General features: G+C 71.2%; 17 protein-coding genes. 14 read left to right on the top strand and 3 right to left on the bottom strand.

Features of this window, described 5'->3' with window-relative positions:
* Window positions 1–189: 189 nt before the first annotated feature.
* From CP983_RS13150 to CP983_RS13125, 6 genes are all read left to right on the top strand, one after another.
* Window positions 190–2436 (top strand): MMPL family transporter, encoded by a 2247-nt coding sequence (locus CP983_RS13150; RefSeq protein WP_125524352.1) that lies wholly within the window; start codon window positions 190–192, stop codon window positions 2434–2436.
* A complete protein-coding gene (locus tag CP983_RS13145; RefSeq protein ID WP_107902533.1) occupies window positions 2414–2989 on the top strand; it encodes a GNAT family N-acetyltransferase in 576 nt (191 codons plus the stop codon). Before CP983_RS13150 ends, CP983_RS13145 begins: the two co-directional genes overlap by 23 nt.
* Window positions 2990–3024: 35 nt before the next feature.
* Window positions 3025–3597, top strand: coding sequence for a hypothetical protein (locus CP983_RS13140; RefSeq protein WP_150499700.1), 573 nt, complete (start codon window positions 3025–3027; stop codon window positions 3595–3597).
* A 207-nt stretch (window positions 3598–3804) separates the two neighbouring features.
* Window positions 3805–3996 (top strand): hypothetical protein, encoded by a 192-nt coding sequence (locus tag CP983_RS13135; RefSeq protein ID WP_107902529.1) that lies wholly within the window; start codon window positions 3805–3807, stop codon window positions 3994–3996.
* 203 nt (window positions 3997–4199) lie between these two features.
* On the top strand, window positions 4200–7256 hold the full coding sequence (locus tag CP983_RS13130; RefSeq protein WP_150506572.1) for a helix-turn-helix transcriptional regulator: 3057 nt from the start codon (window positions 4200–4202) through the stop codon (window positions 7254–7256).
* A gap of 38 nt (window positions 7257–7294) precedes the next feature.
* Entirely contained in the window at window positions 7295–7519 is a 225-nt protein-coding gene (locus tag CP983_RS13125) for a DUF6191 domain-containing protein (protein ID WP_107902525.1), read from the top strand.
* Between the two features lie 17 nt (window positions 7520–7536).
* Here CP983_RS13125 and CP983_RS13120 read toward each other — a convergent pair whose 3' ends face one another.
* Both CP983_RS13120 and CP983_RS13115 read right to left on the bottom strand, forming a co-directional pair.
* Window positions 7537–8676, bottom strand: a complete 1140-nt coding sequence (locus tag CP983_RS13120; protein ID WP_167537696.1) for a PQQ-dependent sugar dehydrogenase — start codon at window positions 8674–8676, stop codon at window positions 7537–7539.
* Between the two features lie 147 nt (window positions 8677–8823).
* Window positions 8824–9822 carry an aldo/keto reductase gene (locus CP983_RS13115; protein WP_107902520.1) on the bottom strand — a complete coding sequence of 333 codons (999 nt, stop codon included), beginning with the start codon at window positions 9820–9822 and terminating at the stop codon, window positions 8824–8826.
* Window positions 9823–10004: 182 nt separating this feature from the next.
* On the opposite strand from CP983_RS13115, the gene CP983_RS13110 reads away from it, so the two are divergent.
* The 6 genes from CP983_RS13110 to serA all read left to right on the top strand — a co-directional run bounded on the left by CP983_RS13110 (window position 10005) and on the right by serA (window position 20065).
* Window positions 10005–10955, top strand: a complete 951-nt coding sequence (locus tag CP983_RS13110) for a 2-hydroxyacid dehydrogenase (RefSeq protein ID WP_150499698.1) — start codon at window positions 10005–10007, stop codon at window positions 10953–10955.
* 452 nt (window positions 10956–11407) lie between these two features.
* The gene (locus CP983_RS13105; protein WP_167537695.1) at window positions 11408–14461 is read left to right on the top strand and encodes a putative bifunctional diguanylate cyclase/phosphodiesterase; all 3054 of its coding nucleotides are present in this window, start codon (window positions 11408–11410) and stop codon (window positions 14459–14461) included.
* Between the two features lie 243 nt (window positions 14462–14704).
* On the top strand, window positions 14705–16552 hold the full coding sequence (locus CP983_RS13100; RefSeq protein ID WP_030948366.1) for an acetolactate synthase large subunit: 1848 nt from the start codon (window positions 14705–14707) through the stop codon (window positions 16550–16552).
* A 21-nt stretch (window positions 16553–16573) separates the two neighbouring features.
* Window positions 16574–17098 carry an acetolactate synthase small subunit gene (ilvN, locus tag CP983_RS13095; RefSeq protein WP_030051183.1) on the top strand — a complete coding sequence of 175 codons (525 nt, stop codon included), beginning with the start codon at window positions 16574–16576 and terminating at the stop codon, window positions 17096–17098.
* A gap of 128 nt (window positions 17099–17226) precedes the next feature.
* Window positions 17227–18225 carry a ketol-acid reductoisomerase gene (gene ilvC, locus CP983_RS13090; RefSeq protein WP_150499696.1) on the top strand — a complete coding sequence of 333 codons (999 nt, stop codon included), beginning with the start codon at window positions 17227–17229 and terminating at the stop codon, window positions 18223–18225.
* Between the two features lie 250 nt (window positions 18226–18475).
* Complete coding sequence (gene serA, locus CP983_RS13085) at window positions 18476–20065, top strand: phosphoglycerate dehydrogenase (protein WP_107902516.1); 1590 nt, start codon at window positions 18476–18478, stop codon at window positions 20063–20065.
* A gap of 6 nt (window positions 20066–20071) precedes the next feature.
* Here the strand turns inward: serA and CP983_RS13080 are convergent, their stop codons facing one another.
* Complete coding sequence (locus CP983_RS13080) at window positions 20072–21622, bottom strand: MFS transporter (RefSeq protein ID WP_150499695.1); 1551 nt, start codon at window positions 21620–21622, stop codon at window positions 20072–20074.
* 96 nt (window positions 21623–21718) lie between these two features.
* Between CP983_RS13080 and CP983_RS13075 the strand changes: the two genes are divergently transcribed.
* Both CP983_RS13075 and CP983_RS13070 read left to right on the top strand, forming a co-directional pair.
* Window positions 21719–22303, top strand: coding sequence for a TetR/AcrR family transcriptional regulator (locus CP983_RS13075; RefSeq protein ID WP_107902514.1), 585 nt, complete (start codon window positions 21719–21721; stop codon window positions 22301–22303).
* Window positions 22304–22390: 87 nt separating this feature from the next.
* Entirely contained in the window at window positions 22391–23959 is a 1569-nt protein-coding gene (locus CP983_RS13070) for an FAD-dependent monooxygenase (protein ID WP_229915070.1), read from the top strand.
* The last annotated feature ends 6 nt before the right edge of the window (window positions 23960–23965 follow it).

Raw genomic sequence — 23965 nt, 5'->3', positions numbered from 1 at the left:
GACAGAGTGGCCGTTACTGTCCTGTGATCTGCCTCCCACTCCTGTGAATAACCCCACGAACAGGGCAAACGATCTCTCCCGCCTGCGAGAGTTTGCTTCACATCGCTCATGCGTTCTTTGCGGGCTGTTCACTCCCTGAACAACTGATCCCGGTCAAAGATCCATAAATCGCCCCCCGGGAGCACGTTCGTGGCAGCTCTAGCACGCTGGTGTGTCCAACGCCGCCTCGTCGCCGTACTGCTCTGGCTCGTCGCCTTCGGCGGGGTGACCGCGGCCGCCGCCGTGACGGGCACCGCGTACTCGAACGACTACGAGGTCCCGGGCACCGAGTCCGGCCGTGCCACCCAGCTCCTTCAGGACGGCTTCCCCGGCCTGGGCGGCGACAGCGACACCGTCGTCTGGCACACCCCGTCCGGCACCGTCCGCGCCACCGACGTCGAACAGACCATGACGCGGACCCTGGACGAGATCGCCGAACTGCCCGGCGTCGCGGCCGTCGGCAGCCCCTACGACAAGCCGGGCTCCGCCCAGATCAGCGAGGACGGGCACACGGCGTACGCCACCGTCACCTTCGACGACAGCGCCGAGAACATCGACCAGGGCGAGGCGCAGGCGGTCGTCGACACGGCCAAGGACGCCGGGACCGACGGGCTCCAGGTGGAGCTGGGCGGCAGCGCCATCGGACTCACCGAGTCGAGCGGCGGGCACATCGCAGAGATCGTCGGCGTGGCCGTCGCCGCGGTCGTGCTGTTCCTCGCCTTCGGCTCGCTCGCCGCGTCCCTGCTGCCCATCGCCACCGCCCTGGTCAGCGTCGGCACCGCGTACGCCGGCATCGCCCTCCTCGGGCACGCCATGACGGTGGCCGACTTCGCGCCGATGCTCGGGATGCTCATCGGGCTGGGCGTGGGCATCGACTACGCCCTGTTCATCGTCACCAGACACCGGCGCGGACTGAAACGCGGGCTGTCCGTCACCGAGTCGATCACGAACGCGGTGGCGACCACCGGACGGGCGGTGGTGTTCGCGGGAGCGACGGTGTGCATTGCCCTCCTCGGGATGCTGATCCTCAGGCTGAGCTTCCTCAACGGTGTCGCGATCGCCGCCTCGCTGACCGTGGTCCTCACGGTCGCCGCCTCCGTGACCCTGCTGCCCGCCCTGCTGTCGTTCATCGGCATGCGCGCCCTCAGCCGCCGCGAGCGGCGCCGGCTGGCCGAGCACGGTCCCGAGCCCGAGGTGCCCACCGGGTTCGCCGCGCGCTGGTCGGCGTTCGTGGAGCGCCACCCGAAGGCGCTCGGCGCCATCGCCCTCGCCGTCATCACGGTCCTCGCGCTGCCCACCCTCGGGCTGCGCCTGGGCACCTCCGACCAGGGCAACGGCCCGCAGACCGCCACCACCCGCCAGGCCTACGACCTCCTCGGCGACGGCTTCGGACCCGGCGTGAACGGCCCGCTCACCCTGGTCACCGAGGTCGACGGCGGCGACGACAAGCTCGCCCTGGACAACCTCGACGCCGCTCTGCGCAACACGGACGGCGTCGCGTCGGTGACCCCGGTGACCTACAACGCCGGCGGCGACACCGCGTACCTCACCGTCGTACCCGAGTCCTCCCCGCAGTCGCAGCAGACCAGCGACCTCGTGGACCGGCTGCGCGGCGACGTCCTGCCCCGCGCCGAGACCGGCACCTCGCTCGATGTGCAGGTCGGCGGCATGACCGCCGGCTACGACGACTTCGCCGACGTGATCGTCGGCAAGCTGCCGCTGTTCGTGGGCGTCGTCATCGGTCTTGGCTGTCTGCTGCTCCTGCTCGCCTTCCGCTCGGTCGGCATACCGCTGAAGGCCGCCGCGATGAACGTGGCCGCCGTCGCCGCCGCCTTCGGGGTGGTCGTCGCGATCTTCCAGTGGGGCTGGGGCAGCGAACTGCTGGGGCTGGGCCGCGCGGGCCCGATCGAACCGTTCCTGCCGGTGATCATGGTCTCGGTGCTCTTCGGCCTGTCGATGGACTACCAGGTCTTCCTGGTCAGCCGGATGTACGAGGAGTGGCTGGAGACCGGCGACAACCGGCGCGCCGTCCGGGTCGGCCTCGCCGAGACCAGCCGGGTGATCAACTCCGCCGCCGTCATCATGATCTCGGTCTTCCTCGCCTTCGTCCTCAGCGGCGACCGCGTGATCGCCATGTTCGGCATCGCGCTGGCCGCAGCCGTCGCCCTGGACGCCTTCGTCCTGCGCACGCTCCTCGTCCCCGCCCTCATGCACATGCTCGGCGGCGCGAACTGGTGGCTGCCGCGCTGGCTGGACCGGCGCATGCCCCGCATCAGCATCGAGCCGCCCGAGTCCCGCGCCGCCCATGAGAGGCTGGCCGCCGCGACGGACGCCGAGGTGGCGGACGTGCTGGCCGAGGAGGAGCGACAGCGGGATGTACGCGATATCGCTGGGTGACGACGGAGCCGAACTGCGCCCGCTGGAGCCCTGGCACGCCGAGGAGTTCCTGGCCCACCTGGAGCGTGGCCGGGAGTTCATCAACCAGTACATCCCCTTCGGGGCGCAGGCCACGGACGTGGACTCCGCACGCGAGGCGCTCCAGCGCTACGCCGACATGCGCGCCGCCGACACCGGATCACTGCACGGCCTGTGGCTGGACGGGAAGCTGGTCGGCGGGGTGCTGTTCCTGAACTTCGACGCCGCGAACGCCAACTGCGAGGTCGGCTGCTGGCTGGAACCCGCCGGCACCGGGCGCGGGCTCGTCACCCGCGCGATGCACGTGCTCATCGACTTCGCGATCGAGCGGCGCGGTATCCACCGCGTCGAGTGGATCGCCGCCGCCGGGAACACGCCGAGCCTGAACGTGGCACGACGGCTCGGCCTGACCCGTGAGGGCGTGCGCAGGGAGAGCTACCCCTATCGTGGGGTGCGGCACGACCTCGAGGTGTGGTCGATTCTGGCCCCCGAGTGGCGTCAGGCACGCGCGCGTGCCGCTCACAAGGATCATTAAGAAAGCTCTCAGACAGCGTCCGTACGGTGCGAGGCATGGGAACGAAGACAGTGGACGAGACCGGGGCCGAGACGGGCACCGACGCGAAGAACGACGAGGAGAAGGTGGACGTCACCAAGACGGTCGACGCCACCGACTCCACCGCTGCCGACGAGGCGGCGGAGACCGAAGACACCGATGAGGAGGTGGCCGCCGAGGCGACGGAAGCGGCCCCCGCCGCCGTCGGCCAGGGCGCCGGAGCGGTCGTCTCCGCGGCGCTCGGCCTCGTCTCCCTGACCGGCGGCTGGATCGGGACGGTCGCCGCCGCGCGCGAGACCCTCATCGGCCAGCTGGAGACCGCCTCCAACGCGAGCGTGTCCCAGCAGATCAAGGAGGTCTACGGCGACGCCTGGCAGACCTCCGCGCTGTGGGCCGGCGTGTTCGCGCTGGCCGCGCTGATCGTCGGCGTCGTGGTGCTGGCCCGTCCCGCGTTCGGGGCGCCCGGCAAGCCGCAGGCCGTGTGGATCAAGTCGGTCGCGTGGGGCGGCGTCGCACTCGGCGTCATCGGCCTCCTGCTGGCCGTCCTCAAGTACACCGACGCACTGCTCGGCCTGCCCTCAGCAGGCTGAGTCACCGCAGGTCCGAAGGGGCCTCAGAGCCGCCGTAAGCACCTTAGACGGCGCCCTGAGGCCCCTTACGCATGTCTGAGGCCCCTACGGCGGGCCAAGATGCGGAACTCTCCCGATGTGGCGGACCCCCCTGGGAGAGGAAGGTTGAGGCATCGCGGAAAGCGACGCAGGAAACCACCTCTCACCAGGGAAAACGAGGAATCGACCATGTACGGGTACGAACTCCACCACATCCGTTCCGCCGAACTGATCCGCCGGGCCGAGCACGAGCGCCTGGTCCGCGAGGTGGTCCGTGGCCGCCGCGCGGCCCGCCGCCAGGAACGCGCCGCCCGGGCCGCCGCGGAGCCCGAGTCCGATACGTCCCGCCTCCACAGGCACCGGCCTCCACGCGCCGCGTGACGGCCGACGGCGGTCCCGGGCCGCCGATCGATGCCGTGCCGCACGGCTCGAAGCCGGTCCAGGCGATCTCAGCCCGTCCGGCGCTTGAGGACGAGGCCCGTTCAGGGCCGAAGCGGGGGTACGGGGGCGGCAGCCCCCGTACCCCCGCCGGCATCGCGCCGGGCCCGGCGAAAACCGGTGCCCTCCTGTCGGTGCCGCGTGCGATGCTCGCCCCCGTGGAGAGCAGGTCCGTAAGTCCCGTGTTCGTCGGCCGTACGGCCGAGTTGGAGATCCTGAACGACGCGCTCGCCCGTGCCGCCGCGGGCGAGCCGCAGGCATGGGTGCTCGGCGGTGAGGCGGGGGTCGGCAAGACTCGGCTCGTCGAGGAGTTCGCGTCCGCCGCCGCCCGCGAGGGCGCCGTCGTCGTGCTCGGCGGCTGCGTCGAGATCGGCGCCGACGGCCTGCCGTTCGCCCCGTTCTCCACCGCGCTGCGCGCCCTGCGCCGCGAACTGCCCGACGAACTGGCCGCAGCGGCCGCCGGGCAGGAGGAAGAACTGGCCAGACTGCTCCCCGAGCTGGGCGAGAGCACCCCCTCCGGCGGACCCGACCGCTCCGACGAGGAGGGCATGGCCCGCCTCTTCGAACTCACCGCCCGCCTGCTGGAACGCGTCGCCGCGGGCCGCACGGTCGTCGTGGCCCTGGAGGACCTGCACTGGGCCGACGCCTCCACTCGCCACCTCCTCGCCTACCTCTTCCGCACCCTGCGCACCGGCCGCCTGATCGTCCTCGCCACCTACCGCTCCGACGACATCCACCGCCGCCACCCGCTGCGCCCCCTCCTCGCCGAACTCGACCGGCTGCGCACCGTCCGCCGGATCGAACTCGGCCGCTTCAACCGCGCCGAGGTCGGCCGCCAGATCGCCGGCATCCTGGCCCACGAACCCGACCCGGCCCAGGTCGACGAGATCTTCGAACGCTCCGACGGCAACGCCTTCTTCGTCGAGGAACTCGCCGTCGCCGCCCACGAGGGCAGCTGCACCGGCCTCACCGACTCCCTGCGCGACCTGCTCCTGGTCCGTGTCGAGAGGCTGCCCGAGAGCGCCCAGCGGGTCGCCCGGATCGTCGCCGAGGGCGGCTCCACCGTCGAGTACCGGCTGCTGGCGGCCGTCGCCCAGCTCGCCGAGGACGACCTCATCGAGGCACTGCGTGCCGCCGTCGGCGCCAACATCCTCATCGCCGCGCCCGGCGACGACGGCTACCGCTTCCGGCACTCCCTGGTCCGCGAGGCCGTCGGCGACGACCTGCTGCCCGGCGAACGCTCCCGCCTTAACCGCCGCTACGCCGAGGCCCTGGAGGCCGACCCGACGCTCGTCCCGGCCGGCGAGCGCGTCATGCGGCTGGCCAGCTACTGGTACCACGCCCACGACCCCGCCAAGGCCCTCCCCGCCGTCCTGGACGCCTCCGTGACCGCCCGCCGCCGGCACGCCCACTCCGAGCAACTGCGGCTGCTGGAACGCGCGATGGAGCTCTGGGACTCCGCCCCCGAGGACATCCGCGCCACGCTGCGCCCCGTCGACTACACCGAGGTCTACCCTCCCTGCGGCTGCGACCCCGCCACCACCCCGCTGCGCTACCTGGACCTGATGGCCGAGGCAGCCGTCGCCGGCCGGCGCTGCGGAGAACGCGAACGCGCCCTGAAGATCACCAAGCGGGCACTGCACCTGCTGGAGGACGACGGCGAGCCCCTGCGCGCCGCCTGGTTCTGGGTCCAGCGCTCCCGGCTGATGCAGGCCATGGCCCGCGGTGACGGCTGGAAGGAGCTCGGCACCGCCCAGGAGCTGGTGCGCGGCCTGCCGCCGTCCGAGGTGCACGCCGAGGTGCTGGCCACCGCGGCCAACTGGTCGATGCTGCGTGCCCCCGGCCCCGACGCCATGTCGGCCGCCGAGCGCGCCGTCGAGTACGCCCGCATGGTGGGCGCCGAGGACATCGAACTCAACGCGCGCCTCACCCTCGGCGGCCTCATGGTCGACGCCGGTGAGATCGACGCCGGACTGGCCCAGATGCACGAGGTCAAGAAGGAGGTACTGACCCGTGGCCTCACCACGGTCGTGGGCCGCAGCCATGTGAACCTCCCATCCGCCCTCGAAGGCATCGGCCGCTCGCAGGAGGCCGTCGCCATCCTGCGCGAGGGCCTGCGCCTCACCCAGGAGTGGGGCCTGCGCGACTCCGAGGCCTGGATGTGGACGAACCTCGCCGAGTCGCTGATCTCCCTGGGCCAGTGGGACGAGGCCGCCGAGGCTGCGGTGAACGCCCAGCGCACGGGACAGTCAGCCAAGCCGCACGGCGGCGCCTCCAACCGCCTCGCCCAACTCGCCCTCGCCCGCGGGGAGATCGCCGAGGCCACCCGCCATCTCGCCGCCGCCCGCGCCTCCTACGGCACCCACGACCCCATGCCCCAGAACAACCTGCCGATGTCCCTCCTCGCCCTGGGCACGGCCGCCGCCGAGGGCCGCCTCCTGGACGCCCGCGCGGAGGCCGACCGGGCCCTGGACGCCGGCTTCCCGCCCGGCACCCACCGCTACGCCTGGCCGGTCCTGCTGGCCGCCGCCGTCGCCGAGTCCGACGCCCGCGCCCAAGCGCTGCCCACCGCACAGGAGGGCCGCGCCGCCTTCCTGCAACGCCTCTTCGAAGCCGTCCGCAAACTCACCACCGGCGCCCCCGTATGGCTGGCGTACGAGAAGTGGACCCGGGCCGAACTCGACCGGGCCGACGGCCGCACCACCACCGACACCTGGTCCGACGTGGTCACCGCCTTCGAGGCCCTGGAACGCCCCTACGACCTCGCCCAGGTCCGCCACCGCCTGGCCGAGTCCCTGCTCGCCGTCGGCGGCGACGACGAACGAGCCCGCGCCACCGAACTGCTCCGCCTCACCCGGGCCACCGCCACCCACCTCGGCGCCCGCCCGCTCGCCGACGCCGCGGCCCATCTGGCCCAGCGGGCCCGCCTCAGCCTCACCGCGGCCCCGCACCCGCCCACGGCCGACCCCGCCGACTCCCTCGGCCTCACCACCCGCGAGCGGGACGTCCTGCGCCTGGTCTCCGCCGGCCGCACCAACCGCCAGATCGCCGAGGAACTCTTCATCTCCCCGAAGACGGCCAGCGTCCATGTGTCGAACATCCTCGGCAAGCTCGGCGTCTCGGGGCGGGGCGAGGCCGCCGCCGTGGCCCACCGGCTGGGGCTCTTTCCGGCCGAGACGCTCACCTCGGGGACGAGCGGCTGAGGCATACGCTGTAAGGGACGTCGACTCCGGGAGGCTCCGTGTTCAACGCGTTCGAGGAACTCTTCGCCCCCGGCCGCAAGCACACCCGCGACGAACAGAACCGCCTCGAACTGACCCGCGAGGACGTCGGCGACAACGACCCCGGACGCGGTCCGATAGACCTCGCCTCCGGGAAGGTCGTCGTGCGCCCGCCCGAGCCGTCGCCCGAGGGGGACGAGGCCGAAGGGGCCGAGGGCGCAGAGGGAGCCGACGGCAAGGCATAGCCAGGAGCCGGCGCCGCTCAGGTCACCTGGAGCTCCAGGATCCGGTCGTCCTCGTCCTTGGGGTCGCCCCGCCCGTCCGTGTTGCTGGTCACCAGCCACAGCTTGTCGCCGCCGGCCGCGACGACCGTCCGCAGTCGGCCGTACTCACCCTCCAGGAAAGCCTGGGGGTCCGCCGAGGCCTCCGTGCCGTTCAGGGGGATGCGCCACAGGCGCTGGCCCTTCAGGCCGGCCATCCAGACCGAGCCCTCGGCGTAGGCGATACCGCTGGGGGAGGCGTCGTCGGTGCCCCACTGGGCCAGGGGGCTGTGGAACTCGCTGTCGTCCGACTTGCCCTCGGCCTCCGGCCAGCCGTAGTTGTCGCCCGGCTTGATCGCGTTCAGCTCGTCCCAGGTGTCCTGGCCGAACTCGGAGGCGAACAGACGCTGCTTGGAGTCCCAGGCCAGGCCCTGCACATTGCGGTGGCCGTAGGAGTACACGGGGGAGTCGGGGAAGGGGTTGCCCGGCGCCGGCTCGCCCTCCGGAGTCAGCCGCAGGATCTTGCCGCCCAGGGACTTCTTGTCCTGGGACAGGCCCGTGTCACCGCTCTCGCCCGTGCCCGCGTAGAGCATCTTGTCCGGGCCGAAGGCGATTCTGCCGCCGTTGTGGATGTAGCCCTTGGGGATGCCCTTGAAGATCGTGTCGGGTGCGCCCAGCTGATCACCGGCCGCCCGCTGCTCGTCGTACACCATGCGGACGATGCGGTTGTCCGAGGCCGAGGTGAAGTACGCGTAGATCATGTGGTCGGAGGCGTAGTCCGGGGAGAGTGCCAAGCCCATGAGGCCGCCCTCGCCCGCCGGGGAGACCCCCGGGACCTCGCCCAGCTCGGTCTTCTTGCCGGTCTCGCCGTCGACACGGGTGATCGTCGCGTCGTCGCGGGAGGAGACGAACAGGTCGCCGTCGGGGAGCGGGGCCAGGCCCCAGGGGGTGTTCAGGCCCTCGGCGACCGTGCGCACCACCTTGACCGTGCCCTTCGCCGGTGGGGTCTCGGCGGCCTGACGGGTGGGCGGGGCCGTGGTCCCGCTCGGCGCCCGGTCTCCGCCCTTGTCCGGCGAGTCCCCGTCGCCGGAGGAGCAGCCGGCCGTCAGCAGGAGTGCGGCCGCGGCCAATACGGCCGACACAGCTCGACGTTGCACGATCACGGTCCCTTCGATGCGGCGGGTTCTACTGTTCTTACACCGCTCGCGCCTCAGAGGTTCCCGATCCGTGAACCTCGGATCTGCGCCGCCCCGACAGTCGCGTGCCGGGGCCGCGGAACCCTCGCGGCCTCAGTCCCAGGATCCCTGTGCCCCCGGCAGCTCCGCCACCTCGGCCAGATCCTCCGCGGACAGCCGCAGCGCCTCGGCGCCCGCGTTCTGCGTCACCCAGCGCTCCTGCTTGGTGCCCGGTGTCGCGACGACGTGCCGGCCCTGGGCGAGGACCCACGCCAGCGCCACCTGCGCCGGTGTGACCTCCTCGCCGTGCCGGGCCGCGACACGGCGCAGGCCCGCCACGATCGGCTGGTTCGACGCCATCATCTCCGCGGTGAACCGTGGGTGCCGGGCCCGTACGTCGTCCGGCTCGAAGCCCTGGCCCGGGGTGAGCGTGCCGGTGAGGAAGCCGTTGCCCAGCGGCATCGCCGCCAGGAAGCCGATCCCGCGGGCATCGCACCACGGCAGCAGCGCCTCCAGCGCCTCGGGCGACCACACCGACAGCTCCGCCTGCACAGCGCTCACCGGAAAGACCTGCTGCACCCGCTGCAACTGCCGGATGGTCGCGTCGTGCAGACGGGTGCCGAGCCGGCGGCCACCCCGCGCGCCCACCGCGCACAACCCCAACGCCCGTACCTTTCCGGCCCGGACGAGCTCCGCCATCGCGCCCCACGTCTCCTCGACGGGGACCTCGGGGTCGGCGCGGTGCAGTTGGTAGAGGTCGATCACGTCCGTCTGGAGGCGTCGCAGGGACGCGTCGCAGGCCCGTTTCACATAGCCGGGGCGGCCATTGGCCACGATGTGCTGTTCGCCGACGAGCAGGCCGACCTTGGTCGACACGAACGCGTCCTGCCGGCGCTCCTTCAACACCCGCCCCACCAATAGCTCGTTGGTGAACGGGCCGTACATGTCGGCCGTGTCCAGCAGCGTCGAGCCGAGATCGAGCGCCCGGTGCACCGCCCTGACCGACTCCTCGCCCCGCTGCCGCGACGAGCTGTAGGCCCAGCTCATCGGCATGCACCCGAGCCCGACGGCTCCCACCGCGAGTGCCGCCGCGCCGATCGTCCTGCGCTCCACCTGGCCGTAACCCTCCCTCTTCCGGCACCCCAACCTAACCTCTGCGCTCCGGTTCGCCCGACCTAGGGGCCGCCCGACGGGTGCTGCCGGGGCCGCGGGCACCCCGCCCCGCTCACCAGCGACGATCGGGTGCCGATACCTTTCCTCGGCCTGACCCGCCGGAAGGCTCTAGCCTCCTGACCATGACTGCTGACGTGTGGCTCCCCATCCCGCCGGAAGACATCGAAGGTCTGCCCGAGGGCCCCGCCTACCACTTCTGGAACGGCGCCGAGGAATTCCCCGCGGAGCCGGCCCGGTGCGCCTTCTACGTCGTCCCGTACATGAAGCCGCCCGGGCTCGGACAGCGTCCCCTGCCTCGGATGACGCACCTGGAGGTCGTGCAGACGCTCTCCGCCGGCACCGACCACGTCGAGCCGGGCCTCAAGCACCTGCGTCCCGGCGTACGCCTGTGCAACGCGCGCGGGGTGCACGAGGCGAGCACCGCCGAGCTCACGCTCACCCTGATCCTCGCCTCGCTGCGCGGCGTCCCCGACTTCGTGCGGGCGCAGGACAGGGGGGAGTGGCTCGGCGGCTTCCGTCCCGCGCTGGCGGACAAGAACGTCCTCATCGTGGGATACGGCTCGATCGGTGCCGCCATCGAGGACCGGCTCACTCCGTTCGAGGTCGCGCGGGTGGCGCGCGTTGCGCGCTCGCAGCGCACCACGGCGCGCGGTGAAGTGCATCCGCTCACCGAACTGCCCGCTCTGCTTCCGGAAGCCGACGTCGTCATCCTGTCCACGCCCTTGACGGAAACCACGCGTCACCTGGTCGACGCCGGCTTCCTCGCCCGTATGAAGGAGGGCGCGCTGCTGGTCAACGTCGCCCGCGGCGGCGTGGTGGACACCAAGGCGCTGCTCGCCGAACTGGAGACCGGGCGCATCACCGCGGCCCTCGACGTCACCGACCCCGAGCCGCTGCCGCGCGAGCACCCCCTGTGGCGGGCCCCGGGCCTGCTGATCAGCCCTCATGTGGGCGGTCCGACGTCCGCGTTCCTGCCGCGCGCCAAGCGGTTGCTGGTGGACCAGTTGAGTCGTTACGTGAACCGGGAGCCGTTGCGCAACGTGATCCTTACGACGGGCGCGACGCACACGTGACGCTCACGGGTCGAGTATCGCCAAGACGCCGCGCGTGTCGCGCGTAACAAGCCCATAATCCGGTTCGAGTACGGTCCGCAACCCCACGGAAGCGGTGCGTACTCGCATATGCGCTGGTCGTCACGGAGCGTAGAGGTGCTATGTCCCTGAGTGACGAGACTGGTGTATCGTCCCGACAGGGGCAGCGCCGCGCAGCTTGGGGCGCCGGGGATGGACATTTCAGATTTGTGAGGGGGGCGACGGGCGATGCACGGCCTATGGACGAGCGATCCGACGCGACGGGGCCGCCGGCGGCGACCCTGGCGAGCTGCCGCGCGCAGACGCGGCCACCACGGCATCCACGGCTGCCGTCACAACCATCACCAGCGCAGGCACAACAGCCGCAGGCGGCAGGCGCACCCGGTGCAACGGGACCCTCGGGAGCCGCGAGCGGCACGGACCGGGAGGGACCGGTGAGCTCGCCACCGCCCCCCACGACGACGCTCGACGGAGCGCTGCGGGCACAGCGGCCGTCGGCTGTGACGCTGCCTCGTCCCTCGTCGAGCGGCAATGGCTCGGGACTGTTCCCGCAAGTGACCCTGGCCCTGGTGTGCGCGGGATACGCCGTCGGTTCTGCGCTCGGCTGGGGTTCGGAGCAACTGGCGCTGATCATGGGCGACTTCGGGCTGGCGGCAGCGGCGGCAGCGGCCGCCGTGTCCTGCTTCCGCTACGCCAGAAGCCGCCGTATCCGCTTTCGACCCGCATGGCTGCTGTTCGCCCTCTCCTCGGCCATGGCGGCCCTCGGCAACCTGGTCTGGGGGTGGTACGAGGTCGTCCTGGAGCGCCCCGTCCCCAGCCCCTCGTACGCCGACGGGTTCTTCCTGTGCTTCGCGCCGCCCGCCATCGTGGGACTCCTGGTGCTCGCCAAGCGCCCGGTGACCAAGGCGGGCTGGGTCTGCCTGGGGCTGGACGCCTGGCTGATCGGCGGCTCGCTGCTGACGCTGGCGTGGAGCCTCGCCCTGGCCCAGGCCGCCAAGATCGACGCCGGCGGCGGGGCGAGCGTGTCCCACACCGCGCTCTCGCTGGCCTACCCGCTGCTCGACATCGCACTGGTCAGCATGGTGCTCGCGCTGCACTTCCGGCGCTCCTCGGCCAACCGCACCGCGGTCAACACCGCGATCGGCGCGCTCGCCCTGACCGTGATGTGCGACGCCCTGTTCACCTCGCCGCTGCTGCACAACAGCTACCGCTCCGGCCAACTGCTCGACGCGGGCTGGTTCGCCGGCTCCCTGCTCCTGGCGTACGCCCCGTGGGCCACGCCCCGGCACGGCTCCGAGGAGTGCGACCGGCACGGCTCGACGGGGCACACGCGCGTGGTCCACGAGCACCTGCCCGGACAGCGCGGCGGGGGCCATCACCCCAACCCCGCACAGGGAGGTGATCACACCCGGTACCCGGTCACCCGGCCGATCGCGGGCTCCCTGGCCGCGCTCACGCCGTACCTCGCCGCCGCGGTGTGCACCCTGGGGATCCTCTACAACGTCCTCAACGGCCGCAGCGTCGACCGCGTGGTGCTCATCACCGGCGGCACCGTCGTGCTGGCGCTCGTGGTGCGCCAGGGCATCATGCTGCTCGACAACATCACCCTCACCCAGGAACTGGCGCAGAAGGAGAACCACTTCCGCTCCCTGGTGCAGGGCTCCAGCGACGTCATCATGATCGCCGCACCCAACGGCATCCTCCGGTACGTCTCCCCGGCCGCCGCCGGGGTCTACGGCCGCACCGCCGAGGATCTGGTGGGATCGGAACTGGCCAATCTCATCCACCCGGAGGACCTGGGCTGCGTGGTGCACGAGGTGCGCCGCTTCCTCGCCGCCAGCCCGCTCGAGGAACCCACTACGCGCATCGAGTGCCGTTTCCGGTCCGGGGATGGGGGCACCTCCCGCTCGAGCGGAGCCGAGAGCGGGGGAGGCTGGCTCAACGTCGAGTCGACCGTCAACCGACACCACGGCGGCCTCATCTTCAACAGCCGGGACGTGACCGAGAGAGTGCGCCTCCAGGCGCAGCTCCAGCACAACGCCGAGCACGACCCGCTCACCGACCTGCCCAACCGGGCTCTGTTCACCAAGCGGGTCCAGCACGCCCTGTCCGGCCGCCGGGCCTCCGACCGCGGCCTCGCCCTGCGCAACACCGCCGTCCTGTTCATCGATCTCGACGGCTTCAAGGGCGTCAACGACACGATCGGGCACCAGGCCGGGGACGAGCTGCTCGTCCAGGCCGCCCGCCGACTCCAGGAGGCGGTCCGGCAGGGCGACACCGCGTCCCGGCTGGGCGGCGACGAGTTCGCGGCCCTGATCGTCGGGGACAACACCCGGGACCGCACCGCCCGTGAACGGCACATCCTGGAGCTCGCCGACCGCCTCAGGATGACCCTGTCCCAGCCGTACCTCATCGACGGCAACGATGTCCGGGTCAACGCCTCCATCGGCGTCGCCTTCGCCGAACCGGGCCTCGGCGCGGGGGAGTTGCTGCGCAACGCCGACCTGGCCATGTACCGCGCGAAGGCGGGCGGCAAGGGCCGGGTCGAGCTGTACAAACCGCAGATGCAGCAGGACGTCGTACGCAAGGCGGAGCTGGCCACGCGGCTGCGTGCCGCGCTGCACGACGGCGAGTTCGCGCTGCTGCACCAGCCGGTGGTGTGCCTGGAGGACGGCCGGATCACATCAGTCGCCGCCCAGGCGCGCTGGCGGTCCTCGCAAGGGGTGCTGTTCACGCCCGCCGAGTTCCTGCGGGTGGCCGAGGACAGCGACAAGACCGCCGAGCTGGGCCGCTGGATGCTGGAGGAGGCCGTCGAGCAGGCCGCGGAGCGCACCGCGACCGGGCTCGCCGTGCCCATCGCGGTCCGGATGAGCGCGCGCCGGCTGCTGGACCGGTCGATGCCGCTCGGCTCGATCGAGGCGCTGCTGACCCGGCACGGGCTGCCGTCCGGGTCGCTGGTCGTCGAGCTGTCCGACCTCGACCCGCGGATCGCGCTGGATGACCTGGAGCGCCGTCTGAGCGGCCTGCACAGACTCGGCGTCCGGGTGGCCCTGGACGGCTTCGGCAGCGGGTACGCCGCGATCACCGCGCTGCGCAGACTCCCCGTCGACGTGCTCAAGCTCGACCGCGGGCTGGTCGAGGGCGTCGTCGAGTCGGCGCGGCTGCACAAGATCACCAGCGGGCTGCTGCGGATCGCCGGCGACCTCGGGCTCCAGTCCGTGGCCGACGGCGTGGACCTGCCCGAGCAGGTCGTCGCACTGCGGTCGATGGGCTGCACCCACGGGCAGGGCATGGCGTTCTCCGGGCCGCTGGACGAGTACCGGCTGCGCCGGGCGCTCAGTTCCGGCCACTATCCGGTGCCGCACGGGCCGGCGGAGCCCGCGTTCGCCGGCGGGGGCACGGCGGTGTACACCAGTGGTGTCCCCGCTGTTCTCGGAGGCGGCAGTGCCCTGCGTTCACATAATGAGACTCCCGTCCCACCCACTTGACACCGGGTGCGCGCCGGGGGGAGGGTCAGTGCCATGCGCACCCGAATTCTCGTACTTGGAAAGCGCGTCGGCTGAAGCTGGTGACGTCCGGACAGACCCGGAACTCCCAGCAACCACCACCGACGCGCTCCCCTCGCTTGCCTTACGGCACGAGGGGTTTTTTGTTGCACAGGCGCCAGTCGTGCAGCATCGAAACTCCGCTCAAACTTCGCAAAAACCCTCAGCATCGAGAAGAGAATGCCGATGACCGAGCAGGCCTCCGGGGCCCATCATCCGCAGCCGCGGCCCCGATCCGGAGGACACCAGTCCGCCCCCGAGCACGTCACGGGTGCGCAGTCCCTCATCCGTTCGCTCGAGGAGGTCGGCGCCGACACGGTATTCGGCATTCCCGGGGGCACCATCCTTCCGGCGTACGACCCGATGATGGACTCCAAGCGGGTGCGTCACGTGCTGGTCCGCCATGAGCAGGGCGCCGGACACGCGGCCACCGGTTACGCGCAGGCCACCGGCAAGGTCGGCGTCTGCATGGCGACCAGCGGCCCCGGTGCCACCAACCTGGTGACGCCGATCGCCGACGCGATGATGGACTCGGTGCCGCTCGTGGCGATCACCGGTCAGGTCGTCTCCAAGTCGATCGGTACGGACGCCTTCCAGGAGGCGGACATCGTCGGCATCACCATGCCGATCACCAAGCACAGCTTCCTGGTCACCAAGGCGGAGGACATCCCCCGGGCGATCGCGCAGGCGTTCCACATCGCCGCCACCGGCCGCCCGGGACCGGTCCTGGTCGACATCCCCAAGGACATCCTCCAGGCGAAGACCACCTTCTCCTGGCCGCCCGTCATGGACCTGCCCGGCTACCGGCCCGTCACCAAGCCGCACGCCAAGCAGATCCGCGAGGCCGCCAAGCTGATCACCCAGGCCAAGCGGCCCGTCCTCTACGTCGGCGGCGGTGTGATCAAGGCCGGCGCCACCGCCGAGCTGAAGGTCCTCGCCGAACTCACCGGAGCGCCCGTCACCACCACCCTGATGGCGCTCGGCGCATTCCCCGACAGCCACCCGCTGCACGTGGGAATGCCGGGCATGCACGGTGCGGTCACCGCCGTCACCGCGCTGCAGAAGGCCGACCTGATCGTCGCCCTCGGAGCCCGCTTCGACGACCGCGTCACCGGCAACCTGGACAGCTTCGCCCCGTACGCCAAGATCGTCCACGCCGACATCGACCCGGCCGAGATCGGCAAGAACCGCGCGGCGGACGTGCCGATCGTCGGTGACGCCCGCGAGGTCATCGCCGACCTGGTCCAGGCCGTCCAGAAGGAGCACGCCGAGGGCCACAAGGGCGACTACACCGCCTGGTGGAAGGACCTCAGCCGCTGGCGGGACACCTACCCGCTCGGCTACGACCAGCCCGAGGACGGCTCGCTGTCCCCGCAGCAGGTCATCGAGCGCATCGGCCAACTCGCCCCCGAGGGCACGGTCTTCGCGGCCGGCGTCGGCCAGCACCAGATGTGGGCCGCGCACTACATCCAGTACGAGAAGCCGGCCACGTGGCTGAACTCCGGCGGCGCCGGAACCATGGGCTACGCGGTCCCCGCGGCCATGGGCGCCAAGGCCGGGGTCCCGGACCGGACCGTCTGGGCGGTCGACGGCGACGGCTGCTTCCAGATGACCAATCAGGAGCTCACCACCTGCGCCCTGAACAACATCCCGATCAAGGTCGCCATCATCAACAACGGCGCCCTCGGGATGGTCCGCCAGTGGCAGACCCTCTTCTACAACCAGCGCTACTCCAACACCGTCCTGCACTCCGGGCCCGACGACGTCAACCCGGAGGCCAGGGGCACCCGCGTCCCCGACTTCGTGAAGCTGTCGGAGGCCATGGGCTGCTACGCGATCCGCTGCGAGAACCCCGCCGACCTCGACAAGGTCATCGAAGAGGCGAACTCCATCAACGACCGCCCGGTCGTCGTCGACTTCATCGTCCACGAGGACGCCATGGTGTGGCCGATGGTCGCCGCCGGCACCTCCAACGACGAGATCATGGCCGCCCGGGACGTGCGCCCCGACTTCGGCGACAACGAAGACGACTGAGCGAGAGAGACGTAAAAGACCATGTCCAAGCACACGCTCTCCGTCCTGGTGGAGAACACGCCGGGCATCCTCGCCCGGATCGCCGCCCTGTTCTCCCGCCGCGGCTTCAACATCGACTCGCTCGCGGTGGGCGTCACCGAGCACCCCGACATCTCCCGCATCACCATCGTGGTGAGCGTCGCCGACCTGCCGCTGGAGCAGGTGACGAAGCAGCTCAACAAGCTCGTCAACGTGCTGAAGATCGTCGAGCTGGAGCCGGGCTCGGCCGTTCAGCGCGAACTCGTCCTGGTGAAGGTGCGCGCCGACAACGAGACGCGCTCCCAGATCATCGAGATCGTCCAGCTGTTCCGTGCCAAGACCGTCGACGTCTCCCCGGAGGCCGTCACCATCGAGGCCACCGGCTCCAGTGACAAGCTGGAAGCCATGCTGAAGATGCTGGAGCCGTTCGGCATCAAGGAACTCGTCCAGTCCGGCACCATCGCGATCGGCCGCGGCGCGCGCTCGATCACGGACCGCTCGCTGCGCGCGCTCGACCGCTCGGCATAGGGCGCGTTCGGACGGTCGGGTGACACCGGCCGTCCGGATCCCGCCCGTATGGCGAGACCCCGAAACTTCCCTTCCCCCCGCCGTCATACGGTGGGACGCAACACCTGCACACAAGGAGAGAACCCAAAGTGGCCGAGCTGTTCTACGACGCCGACGCCGACCTGTCCATCATCCAGGGCCGCAAGGTCGCGGTCATCGGTTACGGCAGCCAGGGCCACGCCCACGCGCTGTCGCTCCGTGACTCGGGTGTCGACGTGCGTGTCGGTCTGCACGAGGGCTCCAAGTCCAAGGCCAAGGCCGAGGAGCAGGGCCTGCGCGTGGTGACGCCGTCGGAGGCCGCCGCCGAGGCCGACGTCATCATGATCCTGGTGCCGGACCCGATCCAGGCCCAGGTCTACGAGGAGTCCATCAAGGACAACCTCAACGACGGCGACGCCCTGTTCTTCGGGCACGGCTTCAACATCCGCTTCGGCTTCATCAAGCCCCCGGCCGGCGTGGACGTCTGCATGGTCGCCCCGAAGGGCCCGGGCCACCTGGTGCGCCGCCAGTACGAGGAGGGCCGCGGCGTTCCCTGCATCGCGGCCGTCGAGCAGGACGCGTCGGGCAACGCCTTCGCGCTCGCCCTGTCGTACGCCAAGGGCATCGGCGGCACCCGCGCCGGCGTCATCAAGACGACCTTCACCGAGGAGACCGAGACCGACCTGTTCGGTGAGCAGGCCGTCCTCTGCGGTGGTACGGCCGCCCTGGTCAAGGCCGGTTTCGAGACGCTGACCGAGGCCGGCTACCAGCCGGAGATCGCGTACTTCGAGTGCCTGCACGAGCTGAAGCTGATCGTGGACCTCATGTACGAGGGCGGCCTGGAGAAGATGCGCTGGTCGATCTCCGAGACCGCCGAGTGGGGCGACTACGTCACCGGCCCGCGGATCATCACCGACGCCACCAAGGCCGAGATGAAGCAGGTCCTCGCCGAGATCCAGGACGGCACCTTCGCCCAGGCCTGGATGGACGAGTACCACGGCGGTCTGAAGAAGTACAACGAGTACCAGCAGCAGGACTCCGAGCACCTGCTGGAGACCACCGGCAAGGAGCTGCGCAAGCTCATGAGCTGGGTCAACGAGGACGCGTAAGCCTCGGCCGACGGGACCGGAGCATGGCGCTCCGGTCCCGTTGTCCATCCCGTCGCATCACGGACGGGTGATCCTTCCGAAGAGGCGCAGGACGACTACCGCAGCGCCACTACACTGCCGTACTACATACGCGTCAGGCCCACAGCGTCGTGCGTCTTCCACGCGGCTCAAGCGGCCCTCCGGGTCGCGACACCCTCCACCGCCTGCGGCCGTCGGGACGGCCGTCCGCATTGGACTTGTGAGGACTCACGTGAGCTCGAAACCCGTCGTACTCATCGCTGAAGAGCTGTCGCCCGCGACCGTGGACGCCCTTGGTCCGGACTTCGAGATCCGGCACTGCAACGGCGCCGACCGGGCCGAGCTGCTGCCCGCCATCGCCGACGTGGACGCGATCCTGGTCCGCTCCGCCACCAAGGTCGACGCCGAGGCCATCGCCGCGGCCAAGAAGCTCAAGGTCGTCGCGCGAGCTGGCGTCGGCCTGGACAACGTCGACGTCTCCGCCGCCACCAAGGCCGGCGTGATGGTCGTCAACGCCCCCACCTCGAACATCGTGACCGCCGCCGAGCTCGCCTGCGGTCTGCTGCTCGCCACCGCCCGCAACATCCCGCAGGCCAACGCCGCGCTGAAGAACGGCGAGTGGAAGCGCAGCAAGTACACGGGCGTGGAGCTCGCCGAGAAGACCCTCGGTGTCGTCGGCCTCGGCCGCATCGGCGCGCTCGTCGCGCAGCGCATGTCCGCCTTCGGCATGAAGGTCGTCGCCTACGACCCCTACGTGCAGCCCGCGCGCGCCGCGCAGATGGGCGTGAAGGTGCTGACGCTGGACGAGCTGCTCGAGGTCTCCGACTTCATCACCGTCCACCTGCCCAAGACCCCCGAGACCCTCGGCCTGATCGGCGACGAGGCGCTGCGCAAGGTCAAGCCGAGCGTGCGCATCGTCAACGCCGCGCGCGGCGGGATCGTCGACGAGGAGGCGCTGTACTCCGCCCTCAAGGAGGGCCGGGTCGCCGGTGCCGGACTCGACGTGTACGCGAAGGAGCCCTGCACGGACTCCCCGCTGTTCGAGTTCGACCAGGTCGTCTCCACTCCGCACCTCGGCGCCTCCACTGACGAGGCGCAGGAGAAGGCCGGTATCGCCGTCGCCAAGTCGGTGCGCCTCGCGCTCGCCGGTGAGCTGGTCCCGGACGCGGTCAACGTCCAGGGCGGCGTCATCGCCGAGGACGTCAAGCCGGGTCTGCCGCTCGCCGAGCGCCTCGGCCGTATCTTCACGGCGCTCGCCGGTGAGGTCGCGGTCCGCCTCGACGTCGAGGTGTACGGCGAGATCACCCAGCACGATGTGAAGGTGCTGGAGCTGTCCGCCCTCAAGGGCGTCTTCGAGGACGTGGTCGACGAGACCGTGTCGTACGTCAACGCCCCGCTGTTCGCCCAGGAGCGCGGTGTCGAGGTGCGGCTGACGACCAGCTCGGAGGCGACCGACCACCGCAACGTCGTCACCGTGCGCGGCACGCTCGCGGACGGCGAGGAGGTGTCGGTCTCCGGCACGCTGGCCGGCCCCAAGCACCTCCAGAAGATCGTCGCGGTCGGCGAGTACGACGTGGACCTCGCGCTGGCCGACCACATGGCCGTGCTGCGCTACGAGGACCGTCCCGGTGTCGTCGGCACCGTCGGCCGCATCCTCGGCGAGGCCGGGATCAACATCGCCGGCATGCAGGTGTCGCGTGCGGTCGCCGGCGGCGAGGCGCTGGCCGTCCTCACCGTCGACGACACGGTGACGCAGGCGGTGCTGACCGAGGTGGCCGAGGAGATCGGCGCGACCTCGGCCCGCTCCGTGAACCTGGTCTGATCGCACTCAGACGCCGGACGGACTGAGCTTGCTCGGTTCGTCCGGCGTTTCGCATGTCTGCTCCCGGACCTCGACCCGCCGCAGCGTGACGGCCGCCAGCACCGCCGCTCCCGCCAGCAGCACCGCACCCGCGATCGCCGCGCCCTGCATCCCGCTGGTGAACGCCTCCCGCGCGGCAGTGGCCAGGCCAGGGGTGCGGTCGGCGACCGCCAGTGCTCCACCCAGCGTCTCGCGGGCGGCCTCCGGGGCCGAGCTCGGCATCTCGTGGCGGTAGATCGCCGTGCCGATCGAACCGAGCACCGCCATGCCGAGCGCCCCGCCGAACTCGCCGCCGGTCTCCATCAGGGAGGACGCGGAGCCCGCCCGCTCCAGCGGGGCCGTGCCCATCGCCAGGTCCATGATCTGGGACATCACCACGACGCCGCCGACGGCGAGGACCGCGCACGCGACCAGCACCAGCGCCATCGAGTCCGTCCCCGCGAGGGACAGCACCCCGAAGCCGGACGCGGCGATCAGGAAGCCCCCGGTGACGACGTAGCCGCGGTTGACGCCCTTCTGCACCAGGTGGGTCGCGACCGGGGCCGCCGCGCCGATCGGCACCGACGGCAGCAGCGCCCACAGGGCCGCTTCCAGGGCGCTCTTGCCGAGCACCGACTGGAGGTACTGCGTGGTGAAGTACGCCGAGCCCATGATGCCGAACGCGGAGACGAGGTTCAGGGCGACCGAGGGGGCGAAGCCGCGGCCGCGGAACAGGGCCGGGGAGATCATCGGCGAGGCCGCCGTGCGCTGGCGGTGCACGAAGAGGGCCGCGAACAGCAGGCCGACGGTGATCGAGACGACGTACCGGACGTTCCAGCCCTCGGAGGGGATCTCCTTCAGGCCGTAGATCACGGGGAGCACGGCCGCCATCGACAGCGGGACGCTCAGCCAGTCGAAGCGGCCGGGCTCGGGGTTGCGCCACTCGGGGAGCATGATCGGGCCGAGGAGCAGCAGGAGCGCCATCGCGGGCAGGTTGACCAGGAAGACCGAGCCCCACCAGAAGTACTCGACCAGCAGCCCGCTCATCACCGAACCGAGCGCGATCCCGGCCGTCATCACGCCGGACCACAGACCGATCGCCTTCGCGCGCTGGCCGGGGTCGGTGAACATCGTGCGGGTCATGGCCATCGTCGACGGCATCAGGGTCGCGCCGCCGATGCCGAGGAGCGCGCGGGCCGCGATCAGCATCTCGGCGCTGTTCGCGTACGCCGCCGCCAGTGAGGCGGTGCCGAAGGCGGCGGCGCCGATCAGCAGGAGCCGGCGGTGGCCGATGCGGTCGCCGAGCGAGCCCATCGTCATCAGCAGTCCGGCCAGGACGAACGCGTAGATGTCGAAGATCCACAGCTGCTGGGTGCCGCTCGGCTCCAGGTCCGCGCTGATCGCCGGGATCGCGAAGTAGAGGACCGAGACATCCATCGAGACCAGCAGCAGCGGCAGCATCAGCACGCCGAACGCGGTCCATTCGCGGCGGCCGGCACGGGCCGGCGAAGAGGTGGTGCCCGTCGGGTTCGTTGTCATGACGGTGAATGTACGCGCGTCTTAAACGCTTGTCTAGAACGCTTGTATAAGACGCTCGTATGGGACGGTTGTATGAATCGGCGGTAGGGTGGTCGCATGGGACACCGTGAGGATCTGCTGGAGGGCGCCAAGCGCTGCCTGCTCGAAAAGGGCTTCGCGCGCACGACGGCACGGGACATCGTCAAGGAGTCGGGGACCAACCTCGCCTCGATCGGCTACCACTACGGCTCGAAGGACGCGCTGCTCGCGCAGGCGTACGTATCGCTGGTCGAGGGGATGGGCGACGCCTTCGAGGGCGACGGGGCCACCGGGCTCACCACCGAGCCCGGCTCGGCCGAACGATTCCAGGAGGTGTGGTCGAACATCATCGGCACCATGCGCGCACCCGGTTCGATGTGGCGGCTCAGCATGGAGATCGTCGTCATGGGCGATCAGCTGCCCGAGCTCCGCGACCATCTGGCGGCGGCCCAGCGGGAGGCCGCGCGCGGGCTGATCCCGCTGCTCATGGGCGGACGGGAGGAGGACGTCCCGGAAGACGTCGTGGACACCCTCGGCGTGTTCTACGTGACCCTGATGACGGGCCTCATCGCGCAGTGGCACTTCGACCCGAAGACCGCCCCCGGCGCGGAACAGCTCACCGAAGGGCTGCGTCAGGTCATCGAGGCGGCCACGAGGAAGTGAGTCGGGGGCGGTCGGTTCCGCAGACCGCAGCGGCTCGCGCCATCGTCTGTCGTTGCGGTCGTGCGCCGCGCGCGGATGATGGATCCCATGCAGCCCGACATGCCCGGGGCGGACGCCGGGGCGGAGGTTCTGATCGTCGGCGGCGGGCCCGTCGGGCTCACCGCCCGGGCGCTGCTCGAACGCTGGGGCGTGCGGACCCTGCTGGTCGAGAAGCACCGTGAACTGTCGCCGTTCCCGCGGTCCCGGCTGATCAACGTGCGCACGATGGAGATCTTCCGGCAGCTCGAACTCGCCGAGCGGGTCACGGCGGCCGCGTTCGCGCCGGAGTACGGCCGCATCCGTTTCCGGGACACGCTGCATGCCCCCGACTTCGCCTCGGCCGCGATGATCGGGGTCAACGGGCCCGTGCCGGAGAGCCCGGTGACCGGCGTGGTCACCTCGCAGGACCGCTTGGAGCCCACCCTGCTCGGCGCCGCCGCCTCCGACGTGCGGTTCGGGGTCGAACTCCTCGACCTGGCCGAGGAGGACGGGAGCGTCGTGGCCCGGCTCGCCGACCGCGGCAGCGGCGAGCACACCCGCGTCCGCGCGCGATACGTACTGGCCGCCGACGGCGCCAACTCCACCGTCCGCGAACGGCTCGGCATCGGCACCGAGGGCCCCGGCGCGGTCGGCCGCGTCACCACCGTCGTCTTCGACGCCGACCTCGGCCACTGGTCCGCCCGGCAGCCCGCCGGCGTCTACCTCACCTCGCAGGGGTCCTTCCTGCCGCTGTACCCCGAGGGCGGCTGGGCCTGGTTCACGCCCACCCCCGAGGACCCCGACGGCACCGACTGGCCCCGCCTCGTCGCGCGCTCACTCGGAGCCGAAGCGAAGGTCGACGTCCTGCGCGTGCAGCACTGGTCGGTGAACGCCTTCGTCGCCGAACGCTTCCGGCGCGGCCGGACCCTGCTGGCCGGCGACGCCGCGCACGCGATCCCGCCCGCCGGCGGGCTCGGCATGAACCTCGGCGTCGCCGACGTGCACAACCTCTGCTGGAAACTGGCGGGCGTGCTGCGCGGCTGGGCCGGACCCGCCCTGCTGGACAGCTACGAGAAGGAACGGCGGCCCGTCGCCCACCGCACGCTCGGCCAGGCGCTGGAGAACTCCAAGATGATGTTCCAGGTGCAGGACGTGCGCCGCGAACAACTCGGCGCGGGCCCCGGACAGATACCGGACCGCATCGAACCGCCCTGGTCGGAACAGTACTTCGCGCAACTCGGCCTGGTGCTCGGCGTCGCCTACCGCTCCGGCGCCGTCCTGACCGGCGACGGCAAGGCGACGATGCCGCCGGAGACGGGCACGACCTACGTCCCCACGGCCGAACCCGGCCACCGGGTGCCGCACCTCTGGCTCACCGACGGCCGCTCCACCCTCGACGCGTTCGGCGAGTGGTTCACCCTGCTCACCTCCGCCCCCGCCGACTGGCGGTCACCCGCCACCCCGCCCTGGCCGCTGCGCGTAGAGACGCTGCCCGCCGAGCACACCGACCAGTGGGACCTGCCCCCGCAGGGAGCGCTGCTCGTCCGCCCCGACGGCCACATCGCCGCCCGCTGGAGCGCCGGACCGCCCGGCGACGGCACCCTCCACGACGCCCTCACCGCCATCACCTCGCGCTGACCGGCC

Origin of the sequence: Streptomyces chartreusis (genome assembly GCF_008704715.1) — a bacterium.
Classification (GTDB): Bacteria; Actinomycetota; Actinomycetes; order Streptomycetales; family Streptomycetaceae; genus Streptomyces; species Streptomyces chartreusis.
This window is presented reverse-complemented; position numbering and strand designations above follow the sequence as displayed.

What these genes read in the sequence shown, in the direction of transcription:
- CP983_RS13070 (WP_229915070.1), top strand. Translation starts at nt 22,391, where the DNA reads ATGCAGCCCGACATGCCCGGGGCGGACGCCGGGGCGGAGGTTCTGATC.
- CP983_RS13075 (WP_107902514.1), top strand. Translation starts at nt 21,719, where the DNA reads ATGGGACACCGTGAGGATCTGCTGGAGGGCGCCAAGCGCTGCCTGCTC.
- CP983_RS13145 (WP_107902533.1), top strand. Translation starts at nt 2,414, where the DNA reads ATGTACGCGATATCGCTGGGTGACGACGGAGCCGAACTGCGCCCGCTG.
- CP983_RS13080 (WP_150499695.1), bottom strand. Translation starts at nt 21,622, where the DNA reads ATGACAACGAACCCGACGGGCACCACCTCTTCGCCGGCCCGTGCCGGC.
- ilvN (WP_030051183.1), top strand. Translation starts at nt 16,574, where the DNA reads ATGTCCAAGCACACGCTCTCCGTCCTGGTGGAGAACACGCCGGGCATC.
- CP983_RS13135 (WP_107902529.1), top strand. Translation starts at nt 3,805, where the DNA reads ATGTACGGGTACGAACTCCACCACATCCGTTCCGCCGAACTGATCCGC.
- CP983_RS13130 (WP_150506572.1), top strand. Translation starts at nt 4,200, where the DNA reads ATGCTCGCCCCCGTGGAGAGCAGGTCCGTAAGTCCCGTGTTCGTCGGC.
- CP983_RS13110 (WP_150499698.1), top strand. Translation starts at nt 10,005, where the DNA reads ATGACTGCTGACGTGTGGCTCCCCATCCCGCCGGAAGACATCGAAGGT.
- CP983_RS13140 (WP_150499700.1), top strand. Translation starts at nt 3,025, where the DNA reads ATGGGAACGAAGACAGTGGACGAGACCGGGGCCGAGACGGGCACCGAC.
- CP983_RS13100 (WP_030948366.1), top strand. Translation starts at nt 14,705, where the DNA reads ATGACCGAGCAGGCCTCCGGGGCCCATCATCCGCAGCCGCGGCCCCGA.